At 67.4% G+C, this 19,483-nt stretch carries 16 protein-coding genes and 1 other RNA gene; 12 read left to right on the top strand and 5 right to left on the bottom strand.

The window, feature by feature from the left end:
• Positions 1 to 389: 389 nt before the first annotated feature.
• The 9 genes from ffs (at position 390) to WHX56_RS27600 (ending at position 8,433) form a co-directional block, all read left to right on the top strand.
• Positions 390 to 487, top strand: an RNA gene (gene ffs, locus WHX56_RS27640) — signal recognition particle sRNA small type.
• A 227-nt stretch (positions 488 to 714) separates the two neighbouring features.
• Positions 715 to 2,838: a DNA polymerase III subunit gamma/tau gene (locus tag WHX56_RS27635; RefSeq protein WP_338879533.1), complete on the top strand. Its 2,124-nt coding sequence runs from the start codon at positions 715 to 717 to the stop codon at positions 2,836 to 2,838.
• Positions 2,839 to 2,883: 45 nt separating this feature from the next.
• Positions 2,884 to 3,210 carry a YbaB/EbfC family nucleoid-associated protein gene (locus WHX56_RS27630; protein WP_042794716.1) on the top strand — a complete coding sequence of 109 codons (327 nt, stop codon included), beginning with the start codon at positions 2,884 to 2,886 and terminating at the stop codon, positions 3,208 to 3,210.
• 31 nt (positions 3,211 to 3,241) lie between these two features.
• A complete protein-coding gene (gene recR / locus WHX56_RS27625) occupies positions 3,242 to 3,850 on the top strand; it encodes a recombination mediator RecR (protein WP_129241740.1) in 609 nt (202 codons plus the stop codon).
• Positions 3,851 to 3,964: 114 nt separating this feature from the next.
• Positions 3,965 to 5,224: a CoA transferase gene (locus WHX56_RS27620; RefSeq protein ID WP_338879532.1), complete on the top strand. Its 1,260-nt coding sequence runs from the start codon at positions 3,965 to 3,967 to the stop codon at positions 5,222 to 5,224.
• 11 nt (positions 5,225 to 5,235) lie between these two features.
• Positions 5,236 to 6,276 carry an ABC transporter substrate-binding protein gene (locus WHX56_RS27615; protein WP_129241738.1) on the top strand — a complete coding sequence of 347 codons (1,041 nt, stop codon included), beginning with the start codon at positions 5,236 to 5,238 and terminating at the stop codon, positions 6,274 to 6,276.
• Positions 6,269 to 7,078: an ABC transporter ATP-binding protein gene (locus WHX56_RS27610; protein ID WP_129241737.1), complete on the top strand. Its 810-nt coding sequence runs from the start codon at positions 6,269 to 6,271 to the stop codon at positions 7,076 to 7,078. The genes WHX56_RS27615 and WHX56_RS27610 overlap by 8 nt, the downstream gene beginning before the upstream one ends.
• A 3-nt stretch (positions 7,079 to 7,081) precedes the next feature.
• Positions 7,082 to 7,876, top strand: coding sequence for an ABC transporter permease (locus WHX56_RS27605; protein WP_129241736.1), 795 nt, complete (start codon positions 7,082 to 7,084; stop codon positions 7,874 to 7,876).
• A 29-nt stretch (positions 7,877 to 7,905) separates the two neighbouring features.
• A complete protein-coding gene (locus WHX56_RS27600; RefSeq protein WP_129241735.1) occupies positions 7,906 to 8,433 on the top strand; it encodes a carboxymuconolactone decarboxylase family protein in 528 nt (175 codons plus the stop codon).
• A gap of 48 nt (positions 8,434 to 8,481) precedes the next feature.
• Here WHX56_RS27600 and tal read toward each other — a convergent pair whose 3' ends face one another.
• Positions 8,482 to 9,435: a transaldolase gene (gene tal / locus WHX56_RS27595; protein WP_338879531.1), complete on the bottom strand. Its 954-nt coding sequence runs from the start codon at positions 9,433 to 9,435 to the stop codon at positions 8,482 to 8,484.
• A gap of 180 nt (positions 9,436 to 9,615) precedes the next feature.
• Between tal and carA the strand changes: the two genes are divergently transcribed.
• From carA to WHX56_RS27580, 3 genes are all read left to right on the top strand, one after another.
• A complete protein-coding gene (gene carA / locus WHX56_RS27590; protein WP_287754183.1) occupies positions 9,616 to 10,770 on the top strand; it encodes a glutamine-hydrolyzing carbamoyl-phosphate synthase small subunit in 1,155 nt (384 codons plus the stop codon).
• 10 nt (positions 10,771 to 10,780) lie between these two features.
• Positions 10,781 to 14,020 (top strand): carbamoyl-phosphate synthase large subunit, encoded by a 3,240-nt coding sequence (gene carB / locus WHX56_RS27585; RefSeq protein WP_129241733.1) that lies wholly within the window; start codon positions 10,781 to 10,783, stop codon positions 14,018 to 14,020.
• Between the two features lie 79 nt (positions 14,021 to 14,099).
• Positions 14,100 to 14,861: an SDR family oxidoreductase gene (locus WHX56_RS27580; protein WP_129241732.1), complete on the top strand. Its 762-nt coding sequence runs from the start codon at positions 14,100 to 14,102 to the stop codon at positions 14,859 to 14,861.
• 189 nt (positions 14,862 to 15,050) lie between these two features.
• On the opposite strand, the gene WHX56_RS27575 is transcribed toward WHX56_RS27580, so the two are convergent.
• Genes WHX56_RS27575 through WHX56_RS27560 form a run of 4 tightly spaced genes read right to left on the bottom strand, consistent with a single transcriptional unit; the run spans position 15,051 to position 19,449 of the window.
• The gene (locus tag WHX56_RS27575) at positions 15,051 to 15,695 is read right to left on the bottom strand and encodes a histidine phosphatase family protein (protein WP_338879530.1); all 645 of its coding nucleotides are present in this window, start codon (positions 15,693 to 15,695) and stop codon (positions 15,051 to 15,053) included.
• A 40-nt stretch (positions 15,696 to 15,735) separates the two neighbouring features.
• Positions 15,736 to 16,644: a LysR family transcriptional regulator gene (locus WHX56_RS27570; RefSeq protein WP_129241730.1), complete on the bottom strand. Its 909-nt coding sequence runs from the start codon at positions 16,642 to 16,644 to the stop codon at positions 15,736 to 15,738.
• A gap of 10 nt (positions 16,645 to 16,654) precedes the next feature.
• A complete protein-coding gene (locus WHX56_RS27565) occupies positions 16,655 to 17,740 on the bottom strand; it encodes an ABC transporter ATP-binding protein (RefSeq protein ID WP_129241729.1) in 1,086 nt (361 codons plus the stop codon).
• Positions 17,737 to 19,449 carry an ABC transporter permease gene (locus WHX56_RS27560; RefSeq protein ID WP_129241728.1) on the bottom strand — a complete coding sequence of 571 codons (1,713 nt, stop codon included), beginning with the start codon at positions 19,447 to 19,449 and terminating at the stop codon, positions 17,737 to 17,739. Before WHX56_RS27560 ends, WHX56_RS27565 begins: the two co-directional genes overlap by 4 nt.
• Positions 19,450 to 19,483 lie beyond the last annotated feature (34 nt).

Raw genomic sequence — 19,483 nt, 5'->3', positions numbered from 1 at the left:
GTGTCAGACACAGGTCGGAGCAGGCCGGAGTAGGACGGCAAGGCGAAGCGAGCCAGGGTGTCAGACACCCGGGCAGATCCATCAGGTCTGGACGGCTATCTCGTACGGGTGTCAGACACAGACCAGAGCGGGACGGCAAAGCGAAGCGAGCAGAGTGTCAGACACCCGGGCAGATCCGTTAGGTCTGGACGGCCATCCCGTACGGGTGTCAGACACAGACCGTAAGAGCAAGGCAAAGCGAAGCGAGCCGAAAGGACCAGCGAAGCGAGGTCCTAACTCCCTCCCCCCCGGGGGGAGGGCTGGGGAGGGGGCCCACATCCCGCCCCCCGGGGCCCGCCACTTGGAATTCGAGCGAGCAAGCGAAGCGCAGCTCTGCTAGAATTCCAAGTGGCGGGCCCCTTCGCATGGTTCGACGGTGAACCTGGTCAGGTCGGGAACGAAGCAGCCATAGTCGTTTAGGGTCAGTGCCGGAGTAAGGCTCGCCATCCGGATTCTTCAAAACAAAGGGTCATGATTACCGCATGACCCTTTGTTTTCTTCGGGGACGGGGTTATTTTCCATGGACGCGCTCCACGAAAATAAACCCGTCCCCTTTGCATTTCAGGCCTCGGCGGGAGTCCCCTCGGGCATGGGCGCCGGGGCTTGCGCGCCGAACTCCAGGAGCTGGGCCCGCCTTTTCGAGCCAGCTCTCAAAACAGGCTCTACAATCCACCCATGACTTATCTGGTACTGGCCCGCAAGTGGCGGCCGCGATCGTTCGATACCCTCGTGGGACAGGATCACGTGGTGCGCGCGCTGACGCATGCGCTCGACACGCAACGCCTGCACCACGCCTGGCTGTTCACCGGAACCCGCGGCGTGGGCAAGACCACGCTTTCGCGCATTCTGGCCAAATCGCTCAACTGCGAAACGGGCATCACGTCCAAGCCTTGCGGCGTGTGCCGCGCGTGCACGGAAATCGATGCGGGCCGCTTCGTCGACTACCTCGAACTGGACGCGGCCTCGAACCGCGGCGTCGAGGAAATGACGCAGTTGCTGGAACAGGCGGTATACGCGCCCGGCGCGGGACGCTTCAAGGTCTACATGATCGACGAAGTCCACATGCTGACCGGGCATGCGTTCAACGCCATGCTCAAGACGCTGGAAGAACCGCCGCCCCACGTCAAGTTCATCCTCGCCACGACCGACCCGCAGAAGATCCCGGTGACGGTGCTGTCGCGCTGCCTCCAGTTCAACCTGAAGCAGATGCCGGCCGATTCCATCGTCGGGCACTTGCAGGCCGTGCTGGGCCAGGAAGAAGTGGGCTTCGAAGTCCCGGCCTTGCGGCTGATCGGGCAGGCAGCCTCCGGGTCCATGCGCGACGCCCTGTCGCTGACCGACCAGGCCATCGCCTATAGCGCCGGCAACCTGACCGAGGACGCCGTGCGCGGCATGCTCGGCACCATCGACCAGCGGCACCTGGTGCGCCTGCTGGACGCGCTGTCCACGGGCGACGCCAAGGGCGTGCTGGCGGTCGCCGACGAACTGGCGATCCGCGGGCTGTCCTATGCCGGCGCGCTGGCCGACCTGGCCGTGCTGCTGTCGCGCGTGGCCATCGAGCAGCGCGTGGCCGGGGTCACGGCCGCCGAGGATCCGCTGGCCGCGGACATCGCGCGCCTGGCGCAGACCCTGCATCCGGACGCCGTGCAGTTGTTCTATTCCGTGGCGGTGCACAGCCGCAGCGAACTGACGCTGGCGCCCGACGAATACGCCGGCTTCATCATGGCTTGCCTGCGCATGCTGGCCCTCAATGGCGAGGCCGGCCCGCAGACCGCGCTGGAAGCGCCCGCCGCGCCGGCCCGCCAGACGGCCGACCCGGTCGCCGCCGTGGCTTCCGCCGCGCCGCCGCCGGCCGTCGCGCCCGCCGCCGTGCAGGCCGCGCCGGCACCCGCACCCGTAGCCGCTCCCGCTCCCGCAGTCGTTCCCGAGCCCGCGCCCGTTCCCCAGGCGCCCGCCCCGGCGGAGCCCGCCGCGTCCGCTGCGCCGGAGCCGGCTAGCGCCGAACCCGAACCCGAACCGCAGCCCGCCGCGGCAGCCGCGGCCGAAGCCCCCCCGCACGGCGGCGTGCCGCCCTGGGAAGAGCTGCCGGCTGCCGCCTCCGACGCCGCGGGCAAGGCGGCCGGCTCGGCGGCCCTGGCCGTCACGCCGGCCGTTGCGGCCGTCGTTGCCGCCGCGCCCGCCGCGGATGCCGGCGACGGCCCGCCGTCCTGGGTCGACGAGGAAATCCCGTTCGACGCCGCCGAAGGCGGCTTCGCGCCGGACAACGGCTTTACGGCGGATCCGGACGACGATGATTTCGAAACCCTGGCCTCCGCGCCGAGCGCGGCGCCGGTCCCGGCCGCGCCCGCCCGGCGCGAAGGCCCGGCGCCGGCCCGCAAGCGCTCGTCGCGCGCCCGCATGGCGGACATGACCCCGGCGGGCTGGCCCGAGCTGGCCGCGCGCCTGCCGGTCACCGGCCTGGCCGCGGAACTGGCGCGCCAAAGCGAATGGGCCGGCGTGCAGGGCGATGCGATCGTCCTGCGCGTGGCCGTCAAGACGCTGGCCGAAAGCGAAAGCCGCGTCCGCCTCCAGACCGTGCTGTGCGAGCATTTCGGCCAGGGCATACGATTGGACGTGGAAGTCGGCGTGACCGGCGACGCCACGGCGCACGCCGTGGCCCAGGCCGAACGCGCCGCCCGCCAGCAGGCGGCCGAAGACGCGGTCGCCGTCGATCCCTTCGTGCAGGCGCTGGTGGCGGATTTCGGCGGTCAGGTCGTCCCCGGCTCCATCCGCCACGTCGATCCCCCGGCCGCCGCCTGAGGCGGCGGCAATCTCTCATTCCCCTCGTTCAAGGAAGCACCGATCATGATGAAAGGACAACTGGCCGGCCTGATGCGCCAGGCGCAGCAGATGCAGGAAAACATGAAGAAGGCGCAGGACGCGCTGGCCGAGATCCAGGTCGAAGGCGCCTCGGGCGGCGGCCTGGTCAAGGTCACCATGACCTGCCGCCACGACGTCAAGCGCGTCGCGATCGACCCGTCCCTGCTGGGCGACGACAAGGACATGCTGGAAGACCTGGTCGCCGCCGCGTTCAACGACGCGCTGCGCAAGGCCGAGGCCACCTCCCAGGAAAAGATGGCGTCCGTCACCGCCGGCATGCCGCTGCCCCCGGGCATGAAACTGCCGTTCTGAAGCCGGCCGCATCCACAGGCTCTGGCCCGCAATGGATCCCTTACTGCCCGAACCCGAACCGCTGGTATCGCTGATCGAGGCGCTGCGGCGCCTGCCCGGCGTGGGCGTGCGTTCCGCGAGGCGCATGGCCTATCACCTGTTGCAGCATGATCCGCAAGGCGCGGACATGCTGGGGCGGGCGCTGGCGGGCGCGGTGCGGGACCTGAAGCATTGCGCGCGCTGCAACAGCTTTTCGGAAGAAGAGGTCTGCGGCACGTGCAGCAATCCCAAGCGCGACCGCTCGCTGCTGTGCATCGTCGAAACCCCGGCCGACCAGAACATGATCGAGTCCAGCCACGGCTACCGCGGCCTGTACTACGTGCTGATGGGACGGGTGGCGCCGCTGGAGGGCATCGGCCCGCGCGAGCTGGATTTCGACCGCGTGATCAAGCGCGCCACGGACGGCGAGGTGCAGGAGGTCATCCTGGCCACCAACTTCACCGCGGAAGGCGAGACCACCGCGCATTTCCTGGGCGAGGCCCTGGGAGAACGCGGCCTGCGCGTCACGCGGCTGGCGCGCGGCGTGCCCGCCGGCAGCGAGCTTGAATACGTGGACGCGGGCACCATCGCCTGGGCGCTGATGGAGCGCAAGACAACCTAAAGGTAAAAGCCACCTCGCTGCCCGCTGGCGCGGGCAGCGAGGCGCCAATACCAAATCGTGAGCCTTCGGCAACGCATCGAAGGCCGCCAGGAAAAAACCGCGAGGAGACAAACGATGTCAGCGCTGACCGGCCTGAAGGTCCTGGAACTCGGCACGCTAATCGCCGGCCCGTTCGCCGCGCGCATCTTCGGCGAATTCGGCGCCGACGTCATCAAGGTGGAGACGCCCCACGGGCCGGACGGCACGGGCGGCGGCGATCCCATCCGCAGTTGGCGCCATCTGCACGAAGGCAATTCCCTGTGGTGGACCGTGCAGGCGCGCAACAAGCGGTCCATCGCGCTCAACCTGAAAGACCCCCGCGCGCGGGAGATCGCCCGCCGGTTGGCGCTGGACGCCGACGTGGTGGTCGAGAACTACCGGCCCGGCGTGCTGGAGAAATGGGGGCTGGGCTACGAACAACTGCGCGCCGTCAATCCGGCGCTCATCATGGTGCGCCTGTCCGGCTACGGGCAGACGGGCCCCATGAAGGACCAGCCGGGCTTCGGCGCGATCGGCGAATCCATGGGCGGCCTGCGCTACGTGTCGGGCCATCCGGACCGGCCGCCGCTGCGGGTCGGCATCTCCATCGGCGATTCGATCGCCGCGCTGCACGGCGTCATCGGCGCCATGATGGCCCTGCGCCACCGCGACGCCACGGGCGGGCGCTGGAACGGCAAGCAGGGCGCCGACTGCCGGGCGGGGCAGGGGCAGATGGTGGACGTGGCCCTGTACGAGGCCGTGTTCAACATGATGGAGAGCCTGGTGCCCGAATACGACGTGGCCGGCGTCGTGCGCGAGCGCACGGGCGGCGCGCTGCCCGGCATCGTGCCGTCGAACACCTACACCACCCGCGACGGCCAGAACATCGTCATCGCCGGCAACGGCGACGCGATCTTCAACCGGCTGATGCGGGCGATCGGCCGGGACGACCTGGCCTCGGATCCCGGGCTGGCGCGCAACGACGGCCGCGCCCGGCGCGTCGATGAGATCGACGGCGCGATCCAGCAATGGTGCGGCGGGCGCGGCATCGAAGAGGCGCTGGGCATCCTCAAGGGCGCGGACGTGCCCGTCGGCAAGATCTACAGCGTGGCCGACATGTTCGGCGATCCGCAGTTCCTGGCGCGCCGCATGATCGAACAGCACCGCTTCGCCGACGGCAGTCCGGTCAAGCTGCCGGCGGTCGTGCCCAAACTGTCCGAAACCCCGGGAGAGACGCGCTGGGTGGGCCCGGTATTAGGGGAACATACCGAGGAAGTCCTGAAATCGCTGGGGTATGATTCAGCGGCTATCGACGAACTGGCGAAGACCGGCGCTATCGGTAGACCCGACAACTAGGAGACAACCACATGTCAGTCACTCGCCGTGATCTGCTCAAGATGGCCGGCGCCGCCGGCGTCATGGGCATGGCGCCCGCCATCGTGCGCGCCCAGAAACTGGAAAAGACCAAGGTCCAGATCGCAGTCGGCGGCAAACCGCTGATCTACTATCTCCCCCTGTCCATCGCGGAAGCCCGCGGCTATTTCAAGGACGAAGGGCTGGACGTCAGCATCGCGGACTTCGCGGGCGGCTCCAAGGCCTTGCAGGCCGTGGTGGGCGGCAGCGCCGACATCGTCTCCGGCGCGTTCGAACACACGCTGTCCATGCAGTCCAAGGGCCAGGCCTACCGCGCCTTCGTGCTGCAGGGCCGCGCGCCGATGATCGGCGTGGGCGTCTCCAAGAAGAACCTGCCCAACTACAAGGGCGCGGCCGACCTGAAGGGCAAGAAGATCGGCGTGACCGCGCCGGGCTCGTCCACCAACATGGTGGTCAGCTTCTTCCTGGCCAAGCACGGCCTGAAGGCCTCGGACGTGTCCATCATCGGCGTGGGCGCCGGCGCCGGCGCGGTGACCGCCCTGCGCAGCGGCCAGATCGACGCCATCTCCAACACCGACCCCGTGGTGTCGATGCTGGAGATGCCGGGCGACATCCAGATCATCGTGGATACGCGCACCCTCAAGGACACCCAGGAAATCTTCGGCGGCAACATGCCGGCGGGCTGCCTGTACGCGCCCCAGGCCTTCCTCGACGCCAATCCCAACACCGCCCAGGCGCTGGCCAACGCGCTGGTGCGCGCCGACAAATGGATCCAGAAAGCCGGCCCGGACGAGATCGCCAAGGTCGTGCCCGAGACCTACCTGCTGGGCGACCCGGCGGTCTACAAGGCCGCCATCGGCAAGAGCCTGGAAGGCCTGTCGCCCGACGGCCTGATCCCCGAGGACGGCGCCGCCACCGCGCTCAAGGCGCTGGCCGCCTACCAGGCGGACTTCGATGGTTCGAAGATCGACCCGTCCAAGGTCTGGACCAACGATTTCGCGCGCCGCGCCAACGAGAAATACCCCAATGGCTGAAGCCGCGCTTTCGCTGGAAAACATCAGTTGCACCTTTGTCTCGCGTGACGACCGCAGTCAGCGGTACACCGCGGTAACCGACACTTCCCTGGCCATCGCGCCGGGGGAGTTCGTGTCGGTGGTAGGGCCCACGGGCTGCGGCAAGTCCACGCTGCTCAACGTCAGCGCCGGCCTGCTGGCGCCGTCGTCGGGCCAGGTGAAAGTGTTCGGCCAGCCCTTGGCCGGCATCAACTCGCGGGCGGGCTACATGTTCCAGGGCGAGGCGCTGCTTCCCTGGCGCAGCGCGCTGGACAACGTGGTGGCGGGCCTGGATTTCGCGGGCGTGCCGCGGCCCGAGGCGCAGGAGCGCGGCCGCGAATGGATGCGCCGGGTCGGCCTGGGCGGCTTCGAAGGCCGCTATCCCCACCAGATGTCGGGCGGCATGCGCAAGCGCGCCATGCTTGCGCAGACCCTGATCCGCGATCCCGACATCATCCTGATGGACGAACCGTTCTCCGCGCTGGACATCCAGACGCGCCAGCTCATGGAGAACGAGGTCCTGGACCTGTGGATGGCCAAGCGCAAGGCCGTGCTCTTCATCACGCACGACCTGGACGAAGCCATCGCCATGAGCGACCGCGTGGTGGTGCTGTCGGCGGGGCCGGGCACGCACCCCATCGGCGAATTCGCGATCGACCTGCCGCGTCCGCGCGACGTGGCCGAAGTGCGCGCCGATCCGCGGTTCGTCGAACTGCACGCCGCCATCTGGGGCGTGCTGCGCGAAGAAGTCCTGAAGGGCTATGCCCAACAAAAGCGAGCCTGAGCCATGCCCAAACTGATCAAACCCGGTTCGGCCAGCCTGCGCTTCTGGCAGTTGCTGCTGCTCGTCGTCATTCTCCTGGTGTGGCATTTCGCGTCGCGCGATCCGAAGGTGGCGTTCTTCTTCGGCGAGCCGCTGAAGGTGTGGGGCCGCATCTGGGCCTGGTTCGTCACCAATGCGGACATCTACACCCACCTGGGCGTGACCCTGACCGAAACCGTGCTGGCCTTTTTCATCGGCACCATCGCCGGCCTCGCCTTCGGCCTGTGGCTGGGGCTCTCGCGGAACGCCAGCGCCATCCTGGATCCCTACATCACGGCCGCCAACTCCATGCCCCGCGTCATCCTGGCGCCCATCTTCGGCATGTGGTTCGGCCTGGGCATCTGGTCCAAGGTGGCGCTGGCGGTGACGCTGGTGTTCTTCATCGTCTTCTTCAACGTCTACCAGGGCGTGCGCGAAGTCAGCCCGACCCTGCTGGACAACGCCAGGATGCTGGGCGCGCGGCAGCGCCAACTGCTGCGGCACGTGTACCTGCCGTCGGCGACCAGTTGGGTGTTCTCCAGCCTGCACACCTCCGTGGGCCTGGCCTTCGTGGGCGCGGTGGTGGGCGAGTACCTGGGGTCGGCGAGCGGGGTGGGCTACCTGATCCTCCAGGCCGAAGGCACGTTCGACGTGAACACCGTGTTCGCGGGCATCATCGTGCTGACGGCCTTCGCGCTGGTCCTGGACGCCATCGTCGGCGCGGGCGAAAAACGCCTGATGAAATGGCAGCCCCGGTCCGGCGAAACCGAAAAGCTCTAGCAAGCCCCCATCACCCCTACGGAGTTTCCATGGCCCGCCTGCCTTATGCCGACCTGACCCATCCGGAAGCACAGCCTCTGGTCGACCGCATCGTCGCCGAGCGCGGCAGCGTCCTGCACCTCTACCAAATGCTGCTGCACAGCCCCGCCGTCGCGGGCGGCTGGCTCAACTACCTGACGTCGATCCGCCAGCTCAGCACCTTGCCCGGCGACCTGCGCGAATTGGTGATCATGCGCGTGGCCGTCATCAACGGCGCGCCCTACGAGGCCGATCAGCACGCCCCGATCGCCCTCAAGGAAGGCGTGTCGCAGGCGCAACTGGACGCGCTGGCCGACTGGGAAAGCTCAAGCCTCTTCGGCGAGCGCGACAAGGCGGTGCTGGCCTACACCGACGCCATGACGCGCCACGTGCAGGTGCCGGAACCGGTGTTCCAGGCGGCCCGGGCCGCGATGGGCTCCGACAAGCTGATGGTCGAGCTGACCGCGACGGTCGCGGCCTACAACATGGTGTCGCGCTTCCTCGAAGCGCTGCAGGTGCATTCGCACGACCACCGGTAGGCCCGCTTTCGCGGGCATCCGGCGGCCGGCGCATGGCCCGTTTCCGCGTCAGGCGCGCTGCGCCTCGATCAGCGAATCCAGCTTGACCGCGTCCGCCACGAACAGACGGATGCCCTCCGACAGCTTTTCGCTGGCCATCGCATCGTCGTTGAGCAGGGTGCGGAAGGTGACTTCGTCCGCGCCGATGCGGGCGATCCCGGCCGGAACGTCGTCGGCGCGCAATTGCGCCGGGGCGTCGCCCGGGGTGCCGGCCAGCTTGGTCAGCAGGTCCGGGCTGATCGTCAGCAGGTCGCAGCCGGACAGCGCCAGGATCTGGCCCACGTTGCGGAAGCTCGCGCCCATGATCTCGGTCGCGATGCCGAAATGCTTGTAATAGTGGTAGATCCGGGTGACGGACTGCACGCCGGGATCCTGGGCGCCCGAGCGCTCTTCCTCCACCCACGACGCGCCGGCGGATTTCTTGTGCCAGTCGTAGATGCGGCCGACGAAAGGCGAGATGAGCTGCACGTGCGCGTCCGCGCAGGCCACGGCCTGGGGCAGGGAGAACAGCAGGGTCAGGTTGCAGTGCACCCCTTCGGACTGGAGCGCGCGGGCGGCCTGGATCCCTTCCCAGGTCGAGGCGATCTTGATCAGCACGCGCTCGCGCGGAACGCCGGCGGCCTCGTACAGGGCGATCAGGCTGCGCGCCCGCTCGATGGTGGCGCGCGTGTCGAATGAGAGGCGGGCGTCGACCTCGGTGGAAACGCGGCCGGGCACGATGTCCAGGATGGCGCGGCCGAAGGCGACCAGCAGGCGGTCCATGAGTTCGGGCGTCGAGGCCCCGCGGTGGTCGCGCGCGGTCTTTTCCAGCAGCGGGCGGTACGCGTCCTGCTGGACCGCCTTGAGAATGAGGGACGGATTAGTGGTGGCGTCGGTGGGACGCAACGCCTTCATGGCTTCGAAATCCCCCGTGTCGGCGACGACGGTGGTGTGGTTGCGCAAGGCGTCAAGTTGACTGGACATGGGCGATACGGCTCGCAGCTAGCTAGGGTTGAAGGTGCCCTAAGCGTATCACCGACCCCGGACGCGCAAAACAGGCCAAAATGCCGATTCCGGCCTTATTTGGCGCGGTTCCGAGGGAAAAACGGCCGCTCAAGGTATAATCCGAAGGTTTGATTATCGATTCTAAAACCGGGGTTTACTGTGCTGCCGCAACTTTTTCCCGAGGGGATCAACCGCTTCCCTCCTGCAATTCTGGCTCTGGCGGACGGTACCATTTTTCGAGGCGTGTCGATCGGTGCGCCTGGGCATACCGTTGCCGAAGTGGTGTTCAACACCGCGATGACCGGGTACCAGGAAATTCTCACCGATCCCAGCTACAGCGGCCAGATCGTCACGTTGACCTATCCGCACATCGGCAATACCGGCGTGAACGCCGAGGACGTGGAAGCCAACCGCGTCTATGCCGCCGGCCTGGTGGTCCGCGACTGTCCCGCCCGCGTGTCGAACTTCCGTTCCACGCAATCGTTGCCTGAGTACCTCTCCGAGCAGGGCATCGTCGCCATTTCCGGCATCGACACCCGCAAGCTCACCCGTATTCTGCGCGAGAAAGGCGCCCAGGGCGCCTGCATCTTCGTCGGCGCCGACGCCGAACGCGCCGTCGAACTGGCCCAGGGCTTCGCCGGCATGGCCGGCCAGGATCTGGCCCGCGTGGTGTCGGTCAAGGCCAGCGCCGAATGGACCGAAGGCACCTGGCAACTGGGCGAAGGCTTTTCCAAGCCGGACCAGTCCAGGTTCCACGTCGTCGCCTACGACTTCGGCACCAAGACCAACATCCTGCGCCTGCTGGCCGACCGCGGCTGCCGCGTCACCCTGGTGCCGGCCCAGACCAGCGCCGAAGAGGTGCTCAAGCTGAATCCGGACGGCGTGTTCCTGTCCAACGGCCCCGGCGACCCCGAGCCCTGCGACTACGCCATCGACGCCACGCGCGCCTTCCTGGACAAGAAGCTGCCGGTGTTCGGCATCTGCCTGGGCCACCAGATCATGGGCCTGGCGCTGGGCGGCAAGACGCTCAAGATGAAGACCGGCCACCACGGCGCGAACCACCCCGTGCAGGACCTTCAGTCCAAGCGCGTGTTCATCACCAGCCAGAACCACGGCTTCGCGGTCGACGCGGCCAGCCTGCCGGCCAACACGCGCGTGACGCACGTTTCGCTGTTCGACGGCACGCTGCAGGGCTTCGAGCTCACCGATCGTCCGGCCTTCTGCTTCCAGGGCCACCCCGAAGCCAGCCCCGGTCCGCACGACATCCTGGAGCTGTTCGACAAGTTCATCAGCCTGATGTCCGGCCAAAAGTAAAGATTGCATCATGCCCAAGCGTACAGACCTAAAAAGCATACTCATCATCGGCGCCGGCCCCATCATCATCGGGCAGGCCTGCGAATTCGACTATTCCGGCGCGCAGGCGTGCAAGGCGCTCAAGGCCGAGGGCTACCGCACCATCCTGGTGAACAGCAATCCGGCGACGATCATGACGGACCCGGAAACGGCCGACGTCACCTACATCGAACCCATCACCTGGCAAGCCGTCGAAAAGATCATCGAGCGTGAAAAGCCCGATGCGCTGCTGCCCACCATGGGCGGCCAGACCGCGCTGAACTGCGCGCTGGACCTGGCGCACCACGGCGTGCTGAAGAAGCACAACGTGGAACTGATCGGCGCCAACGAGCACGCCATCGAAAAGGCCGAAGACCGCCAGAAGTTCAAGCAGGCCATGACCGACATCGGCCTGGAATCGGCCAAGTCGGGCGTCGCCCACAGCATGGACGAAGCCTGGGAAGTGCAGCGCCGCATCGCGGCCGAAGTCGGCACCTCCGGCTTCCCCGCCGTGATCCGCCCCAGCTTCACCATGGGCGGCTCGGGAGGCGGCATCGCCTACAACCCCGAAGAATTCGAAACCATCTGCCGCCGCGGCCTGGAAGCCTCGCCCACCAGCGAACTCCTGATCGAAGAGTCGCTGCTGGGCTGGAAGGAATTCGAGATGGAAGTGGTCCGCGACAAGGCGGACAACTGCATCATCGTCTGCTCCATCGAGAACCTGGACCCGATGGGCGTGCACACGGGCGACTCGATCACCGTGGCGCCGGCCCAGACGCTGACCGACAAGGAATACCAGATCATGCGCAACGCATCGATCGCGGTATTGCGCGAGATCGGCGTGGACACGGGCGGCTCGAACGTGCAGTTCGCGGTCAACCCCAAGAACGGCCGCATGATCGTCATCGAGATGAACCCGCGCGTGTCGCGTTCGTCGGCGCTGGCGTCCAAGGCCACCGGCTTTCCCATCGCCAAGGTCGCCGCGCGCCTGGCCGTGGGCTACACGCTGGACGAACTCAAGAACGAAATCACCGGCGGCGCCACGCCCGCCTCGTTCGAACCGTCGATCGACTACGTCGTCACCAAGGTGCCGCGTTTCGCCTTCGAGAAATTCCCCACCGCCGACGCGCGCCTGACCACCCAGATGAAGTCGGTCGGCGAAGTCATGGCGATCGGCCGCACCTTCCAGGAATCGTTCCAAAAGGCGCTGCGCGGCCTGGAAGTCGGCGTCGACGGCCTGAACCAGAAGACCACCGACCGCGAAAAGCTGCAGGTCGAGCTGGGCGAGCCCGGCCCCGAACGCATCTGGTACGTGGGCGACGCCTTCGCGCAGGGTTTCTCGCTGGACGAAGTGCACGACATCACGCACATCGACCCGTGGTTCCTGTCGCAGATCAAGGAAATCGTCGACATCGAACTGGCCCTGGAACAGAAGACGCTGGCCGACCTCGACTACGCCACGCTGTGGGAACTCAAGCGCCGCGGCTTCTCCGACCGCCGCCTGGCCTTCCTGCTGGATTCCTCGGAATCCGAGGTGCGCAAGCTGCGCCACCAGTTGAACGTGCGCCCCGTGTACAAGCGCGTGGACACCTGCGCCGCCGAATTCGCCACCCGCACCGCCTACATGTACTCCACGTACGAGGAAGAGTGCGAAGCCGCGCCCACCGATCGCAAGAAGATCGTGGTGCTGGGCGGCGGTCCGAACCGGATCGGCCAGGGCATCGAATTCGACTACTGCTGCGTGCATGCCGCGCTGGCGCTGCGTGACGACGGGTACGAGACCATCATGGTCAACTGCAACCCGGAAACCGTGTCCACCGACTACGACACCTCCGACCGCCTGTACTTCGAGCCGCTCACGCTCGAAGACGTGCTGGAGATCGTCCACAAGGAAAACCCGGTCGGCATGATCGTCCAGTACGGCGGCCAGACGCCGCTGAAGCTGGCGCGCGCCCTGGAAGCGAACGGCGTGCCCATCATCGGCACCAGCCCCGAATCCATCGACGTGGCCGAAGACCGCGAGCGCTTCCAGAAGCTGCTCAACAAGCTCGGCCTGCGCCAGCCGCCCAACCGCACGGCCCGCACCGAAGCCGAGGCCCTGGCCCACGCCGCCGAAATCGGCTATCCGCTGGTGGTGCGCCCCAGCTACGTGCTGGGCGGCCGCGCCATGGAAATCGTGCACGAACAGCAGGACCTCGAACGCTACATGCGCGAGGCCGTGAAGGTCAGCAATGACTCGCCCGTGCTGCTGGACCGCTTCCTGAACAACGCCACCGAAGTGGACGTGGACTGCCTGGCCGACGGCGAAACCGTCTTCATCGGCGGCGTCATGGAACACATCGAACAGGCCGGCGTGCACTCGGGCGACTCGGCTTGCAGCCTGCCGCCTTACTCGCTGTCGGCGGACGTAATCGCCGAGATCAAGCGCCAGACCACCATGATGGCCAAGGCCCTGAACGTCAGCGGCCTGATGAACGTGCAGTTCGCGATCCAGGGCGGCGACGTCTACGTGCTGGAAGTGAATCCGCGCGCCTCGCGCACGGTGCCCTACGTGTCCAAGGCCACCGGCCTGCAACTGGCCAAGATCGCCGCGCGCGCCATGGCCGGGCGCACGCTCGCCGACCAGGGCATCACGAAGGAAGTCGTGCCGCCTTACTTCTCGGTCAAGGAAGCCGTGTTCCCGTTCGTGAAGTTCCCGGGCGTGGACACCATCCTGGGTCCGGAAATGAAGTCGACCGGCGAAGTGATGGGCGTGGGCATGAGCTTCGGCGAAGCCTTCGTCAAGTCGCAGCTCGGCGCCGGCGTGCGCCTGCCGGAATCCGGCACGGTGTTCATCAGCGTGAAGAACCAGGACAAGCCCCTCGCCGTGGAAGTCGCTCGCGGCCTGCACGTGCTGGGCTTCAAGCTGGTCGCCACGCGCGGCACGGCGGCCGAGATCGAGGCCGCCGGCATTCCCGTGCAACTGGTGAACAAGGTCACCGAAGGCCGTCCGCACATCGTCGACATGGTGAAGAACGGCGAGATCGCGCTGGTCATCAACACCGTCGAAGAGCGCCGCAACGCCATCGCCGACTCGCGCACCATCCGCACCCAGGCGCTGGCCGCCCGCGTGACCTTCTTCACGACGATCGCCGGCGCCCGCGCCGCGGTCGAAGGCATGCAGTACCTGCGCCAAGGGCTGGGCTTGCAGGTTTACCCGCTGCAGGAGCTTCACGCTTCCTTGCACGGATAAGCCGGCAACCAGCATCAGGGTAGGGCACGCGAGAGCGTGCCCTAATTCTTTGCAACGCGAACAAGGGCTTCAGGCATCTATGGACAGAGTATTCATCACCGGGGCGAGCAGCGGGCTGGGCCGCGCGCTGGCGCGGCAGTACGCCGCGTCGGGCGCCACCCTGGGGCTGCTGGGCCGCCGCGAAGACGCGCTGCGCGAACTGGCCGCCAGCCTGCCCGGCGAGCATCGCTGCTACGCCGTAGACGTCCGGGACCGCCAGGCCCTGCACGCCGCCGCCGAGGATTTCATCGCCTTTTGCGGCGGGCGGGTCGACGTCGTCGTCGCCAGCGCCGGCATCAGCGCGGGCACGCTCACGGACCATGGCGAGGACTACGACGTCTTCAAGGCCATCGTGGACACCAACCTGCTGGCGACCGTCGCCACCTTCGAGCCCTTCATCGCGCCCATGCGGGCGGCGGGGGCGGGCCGGCTGGTGGGCATCGCCAGCGTGGCCGGCGTGCGCGGCCTGCCCGGCGCGGGCGCCTACAGCGCATCCAAGTCCGCCGTGGTGACCTACTGCGAAAGCCTGCGCCTGGAACTGGCGGCGCAAGGCATCCGCGTGGTGACGATCGCGCCCGGCTACATCAAGACCGCCATGACGGCCCACAACCCGTATTCCATGCCTTTCCTGATGGAAGCGGACGCCTTTGCGCAGCGCGCGCGCGCCGCCATCGGCCGCGGGGCGTCCTATGTGGTGATCCCGTGGCAGATGGGCGTGGTGGCCAAGCTGATGCGGCTGCTGCCCAACGCCGTCTACGACCGCCTGGCGCGCAACGCGCCGCGCAAACCGCGCCGGGTCTAGCGTCTGACACCCTTACCGCGCCGGACCCAGTGTCTGACACCCATACGAACCATTCGCCAGGATGAAGTCCTGCTTCCCGGGTGTCAGACACCCACGAGATGCCCCGGCGTAGCCAAGGACACTTCCTTGGGTGTCAGACACAAGGCCCTCTTCTCGGGCGTGAGACACCTGCATTAAGACAACGCACCGTCACGGCACCACATCATCCCCGACTTCATCGGCCACGTGGCCCACGTCGCCCCAGTCCAGCACCTGCCATTTGCGGCCCAGGACGCCGACCCGGTTGATGCTGACGTTCAGCAGCGCCGCGTCTCGCGGGGCGTTCAGCGGCACGCCGGAGGCATGGCGCCAGATAATGTCCAGCACGCCGCCGTGGGTGAACATCAGGATGCGTTCGTCGTCGTGGCGGCCGGCGATATCGTCCACCGTGGAAATCACGCGGGACTGGAACTGGCCCAGCGTTTCGCCGCCGTCCAGCGGCCGCAGCGGATCGCGGCTTTTCCAGGCGGCCGCGGCTTCGGGCGCCAGCACGTCGATGCGGTCGTGGTCCAGCCCTTCCAGCACGCCGAAACCGCGTTCGCGGATGCCGGGCTCCACGCGCACGCGCAGCCCCAGTTGTTCGGACACGGGCGCGGCGGTGGCGTGGGCACGCTGCAGGTCGCTGCTGTAGATGGCGTGGATGGGCGTGTGGCGCGCTTCCTCGCGCATGCGCGCCGCCAGCAGGCCGGCCTGGTTGCGGCCGAATTCGTTCAGGGGGATGTCTTGCCAGCCTTGGAGGCGCCGCTGGCGGTTCCAGTCGGTTTCGCCATGGCGGATGAACCAGATTTCAGTCATACGATCGTGATGCGGGATGGAGGCCTGCCATCGGCAGGCCCTAGAGCTGGGCCGGCGCGATGGGCGCGCGCGGCTTCCAGATGGTTTGAATGATCGAGCTTAACGCGACCAGCGCGGGCTCGCTAGCGCGTTCGTACGGCTGGATGAAAGCCAGCACCGCGTCGACCCGCGCCTGGCCCCAGACGATGAAGTCGTTGGACGCCGCGCCCGCCAGCGCGTTTTCTTCGCGCAGCAGCGCGCAGCCGGCGCCGGCGCGCACCAGCGTGTCCAGGTTGGCCTGGTCGTCGTTCTGCATCACGACGCGCGGCGACAGGCCGTGGCGCTCGAACATATCGCGCAGCAGCAGGTGGGTGTGGCTCCCGGAGGGGCCGTCCAGCCACGGCAACTGCGCCACCTCCTTCCAGCCGCCGCGCTTGAGCACTGCGGCGTGTTCCTTGGGCAGGGCGATGCGGTAGCGCACGCTGCGCAGGGGCTGCCACAGCACGCCGCGAGGCGGGTTGGAGGCGATGGTCAGCGCGGCCGGCAGGCGGCCCGTGCTGACCTGTTCCGCCAGGGTGGCGGCGGGCAGCGTCTGGGTCTTCAATTCGACAAGCGGCAGACGCTGCGTCACCGCCGAGGCCAGCTCGCCCAGGCGCAGGAAATCGGGTTTTTCGCTGGGTACGCCCAGCTCCACCGCGCCGTGCAGGCTGCCTTGCAGTTGCTGGGCCTCGGACTTGAACTGCGCGCCCAGCACCAGCAGCGATTCCGCAGTGGGCAGCAGCACTTCGCCGGCCTTGGCCAGCGCCAGCCGGCCGCCGCTGCGATCGAACAGCGCCACGCCCAGGCTTTGCTCCAGCGCCTTGATCTGCGCCGTCACGGCGGGCTGGGTCAGGGACAGCGCCTCGGCCGCCTTCGTCAGGTTGCCCAGCCGGGCGACCGTGACGAAGGCGCGGATCTGATAGATTTCCATGGCCCCGAGTTTAGGCCGCGAGCAGCCGCACTTGGGTGGGTTCCAGCCCGATAGACACCGGGGCGCCGACAGGGAAGGGCGACAGGCCGGCAAGATGCGATTGGTCGGCCGTCAGGCGCTGTTCGCCGATCTGCACCTGGTAGCGCGTGAATTCGCCCAGGAATTCACTGCTTTCGACGATGCCCGGCAGCCAGACGTAGCGCGCGTCCCCCAGGCCGTCCGCCATTTCGATCTGCACCGTGTGCGGACGGAAACTGGCCGCCAGCCGCGACGCCGACGGCGCGTCGCCGGACAGGGGCAGGTGCAGGTCGCCCACGCCTTCCACCGCCAGCACCACGCTGCCGCTGGTGCGCTCGCGCACTTCGCCCTCCAGCACGTTCATCGTGCCGACGAAGTTGGCCACGAAGCGGTTCACCGGGTAGTCGAACAGGGTGCTGGGCGCGCCGATCTGCTGCACCACGCCATGGTCCAGCACCGCCATCCGGTCGGCGGTGGTCATGGCCTCTTCCTGGTCGTGCGTGACGAAGATGGTGGTGATGCCCAGCCGGCGCTGCAGGCTGAGCAGGTCCTGGCGCATCTGAACGCGCAGTTTTTTGTCCAGGTTGGACAGGGGTTCGTCCAGCAGCAGCACCTGCGGCTCGATGACGATGGTGCGGGCCAGCGCCACGCGCTGCTGCTGGCCGCCCGAAAGCTGGTTGGGGCGGCGCTTGGCGTACTGGGACAGGCCCACCAGGTCCAGGGCCGCCTCGACCTTGGCGCGGATCTCGGCGCGCGGCAGCCTGCGCTCCACCAGGCCGAAGGCCACGTTGTCCCAGACCGTCATGTGAGGCCACAGCGCGTAGTTCTGGAACACCATGCCGATGTTGCGGTCCCAGGGCGGCGTGCCGCTGATGTCCTTGCCGTCGACCAGCAACTGCCCCGCGCTATGGCGGTTGAAGCCGGCGATCAGGCGCAGCAGCGTGGACTTGCCCGAACCCGAGGGCCCCAGCAGGGCGAAGAACTCGCCCGGCTCGATGTTGATGTTCACGTCCTTCAGCACTTCGGTCTTGCCGTAGGACAGCCGGATATTGCGGCATTCGACGCTGACCTTCTTCATTCCGTTTCCCCTTCGTGGCGCGCCGGCCGCTGGCGCGTCTGGGCGCGTTCCACCAGCAGGTGCGAGATATACGTGCCGATGGCGACCGCGGCCACCGCCAGGACGCCGAGCGCGGCGCCGGGCCCGCGGCCCGCGGCGCTTTGCATGTACAGGTAGATGCCGTAGCTCATGGGCGCCTGGCTGTCCTTCGTGACCAGCATGATCGTGGCCGACAGTTCGACGGCGGCCGTCACGAAGCTCGTGACGAAGCCCGCCAGCATGCCGCCGGCCATCAGCGGCACGACCACGCGGCGTATCGTGCTCATGCGCGTCGCGCCCAGCGACTGCGCGGCTTCTTCCAGCGATATGTTTATCTGCTGCAGCGACGCCACGCAAGAACGCAGGGCGTAGGGCAGCCGGCGGACCGAGTACGCGATCATGATGATGATCCACGAGGAGGTCAGCAGCGTGCCGGTGCCGGGCAGTTCGATGCCGCGGAAGGTGCGCAGGAAGCCGATCGCCAGCACGATGCCCGGTATCGCGAGCGCGGCGGACGCCAGGAAGTCCAGCCACTGGCGCGCCGGCAGCCGGGTGCGCAGCATCAGGTACGCGATGGCGGTGCCCAGGATCACGTCCACGCCCGCGGCCAGGCCGCAATAGAGCAGGGTATTGGCGATCATGCCCTGGGATTCGGAGAACACCGCGGAATAGTGCGCCAGCGTGTATCCGTCGGGCAGCGGCGCAAAGCTCCAGACGCTGGCCAGGGACAGCAGCAGCACGCCCATGTGCGGCGACAGCACCAGCATCAGGACCAGGATGATCCAGCCATAGGCCAGCACGCTTTCCGCGGGGCGCAGCTTGCGCTTGTGGATCGAATTGCCGCCTTTTTGCAGGGTGGAGTAGTCGCGGCCCTTGAGCACGCGCGCCGACAGCCACAGCGCCAGGATCGAGAACGCGACCATGATGACGCTGATGACGTAGCCCAGCGGATCTTCCAGGCCCACCTGGGTGATGCGCAGATAGGCCTGCGGGGCCAGCATGTTGGTGGTGCCCAGCACCAGCGGCGTGCCCAGGTCGTCGAAGACCTTGACGAACACCAGCGACGCGCCCGCCACATAGCCGGGCAGCGCCAGCGGGAAAATCACTCGCCGGAACAGGCGGAAGCCGCGCGATCCCAGGTTGAACGCCGCTTCCTCCATCGCGCCGTCGATGTTGCGCAGCGCCACGACCAGGTTCATCAGGATGAACGGAAAATAGTGCAGCGCCTCCACGAAGATCACGCCGTTCAGGCCTTCCATGAAGGGCAGCGTGAAGCCGAACCAATCCTGCAGCAGCAGGTTGACGCTGCCGGAACGGCCGAAGATCAACTGCATGGCGACCGCGCCGACGAAGGGCGGCATGATCAGCGGCAGCACGCCCAGCGTCTGGATCAGGAGCGCGCCGCGGAAATCGAAGCGAACCGTGAAGTACGCCAGCGGCACCGCGATGAGCGACGCCAGCAGCGCCGACCAGCCCGCCACGTACAGGCTGTTGAAGAACGCCTCCTGCATCAGCGGTTGGTTGAAGAAGGCGCCGAAGTGGCCCATCGTGAAACTGCCGTCGGCGTTCACGAAGGCGGTATAGAACACCGTGCCGACCGGAATGGCCAGGAACAGCAGCAGAAAGCCGAACACCAGGAGCGCCGTCAGCACAGGGCCGGCGGGCAGGCGCGAATGGCCCGAATAATTCATCGAGAATCCCGAAATCGTTGCAAGTCGCGGCGGC

The organism is Achromobacter veterisilvae (assembly GCF_037619525.1).
In the GTDB taxonomy this organism is placed as follows: domain Bacteria; phylum Pseudomonadota; class Gammaproteobacteria; order Burkholderiales; family Burkholderiaceae_B; genus Achromobacter; species Achromobacter veterisilvae.
This window is presented reverse-complemented; position numbering and strand designations above follow the sequence as displayed.

Excerpts from the sequence above, each read along its gene's own strand:
- carB (WP_129241733.1), top strand. The coding sequence starts at position 10,781 with ATGCCCAAGCGTACAGACCTAAAAAGCATACTCATCATCGGCGCCGGC.
- recR (WP_129241740.1), top strand. The coding sequence starts at position 3,242 with ATGGATCCCTTACTGCCCGAACCCGAACCGCTGGTATCGCTGATCGAG.
- tal (WP_338879531.1), bottom strand. The coding sequence starts at position 9,435 with ATGTCCAGTCAACTTGACGCCTTGCGCAACCACACCACCGTCGTCGCC.
- WHX56_RS27610 (WP_129241737.1), top strand. The coding sequence starts at position 6,269 with ATGGCTGAAGCCGCGCTTTCGCTGGAAAACATCAGTTGCACCTTTGTC.
- WHX56_RS27600 (WP_129241735.1), top strand. The coding sequence starts at position 7,906 with ATGGCCCGCCTGCCTTATGCCGACCTGACCCATCCGGAAGCACAGCCT.
- WHX56_RS27575 (WP_338879530.1), bottom strand. The coding sequence starts at position 15,695 with ATGACTGAAATCTGGTTCATCCGCCATGGCGAAACCGACTGGAACCGC.
- WHX56_RS27565 (WP_129241729.1), bottom strand. The coding sequence starts at position 17,740 with ATGAAGAAGGTCAGCGTCGAATGCCGCAATATCCGGCTGTCCTACGGC.
- WHX56_RS27570 (WP_129241730.1), bottom strand. The coding sequence starts at position 16,644 with ATGGAAATCTATCAGATCCGCGCCTTCGTCACGGTCGCCCGGCTGGGC.
- WHX56_RS27560 (WP_129241728.1), bottom strand. The coding sequence starts at position 19,449 with ATGAATTATTCGGGCCATTCGCGCCTGCCCGCCGGCCCTGTGCTGACG.
- WHX56_RS27620 (WP_338879532.1), top strand. The coding sequence starts at position 3,965 with ATGTCAGCGCTGACCGGCCTGAAGGTCCTGGAACTCGGCACGCTAATC.
- WHX56_RS27615 (WP_129241738.1), top strand. The coding sequence starts at position 5,236 with ATGTCAGTCACTCGCCGTGATCTGCTCAAGATGGCCGGCGCCGCCGGC.
- WHX56_RS27630 (WP_042794716.1), top strand. The coding sequence starts at position 2,884 with ATGATGAAAGGACAACTGGCCGGCCTGATGCGCCAGGCGCAGCAGATG.
- WHX56_RS27580 (WP_129241732.1), top strand. The coding sequence starts at position 14,100 with ATGGACAGAGTATTCATCACCGGGGCGAGCAGCGGGCTGGGCCGCGCG.
- WHX56_RS27635 (WP_338879533.1), top strand. The coding sequence starts at position 715 with ATGACTTATCTGGTACTGGCCCGCAAGTGGCGGCCGCGATCGTTCGAT.
- WHX56_RS27605 (WP_129241736.1), top strand. The coding sequence starts at position 7,082 with ATGCCCAAACTGATCAAACCCGGTTCGGCCAGCCTGCGCTTCTGGCAG.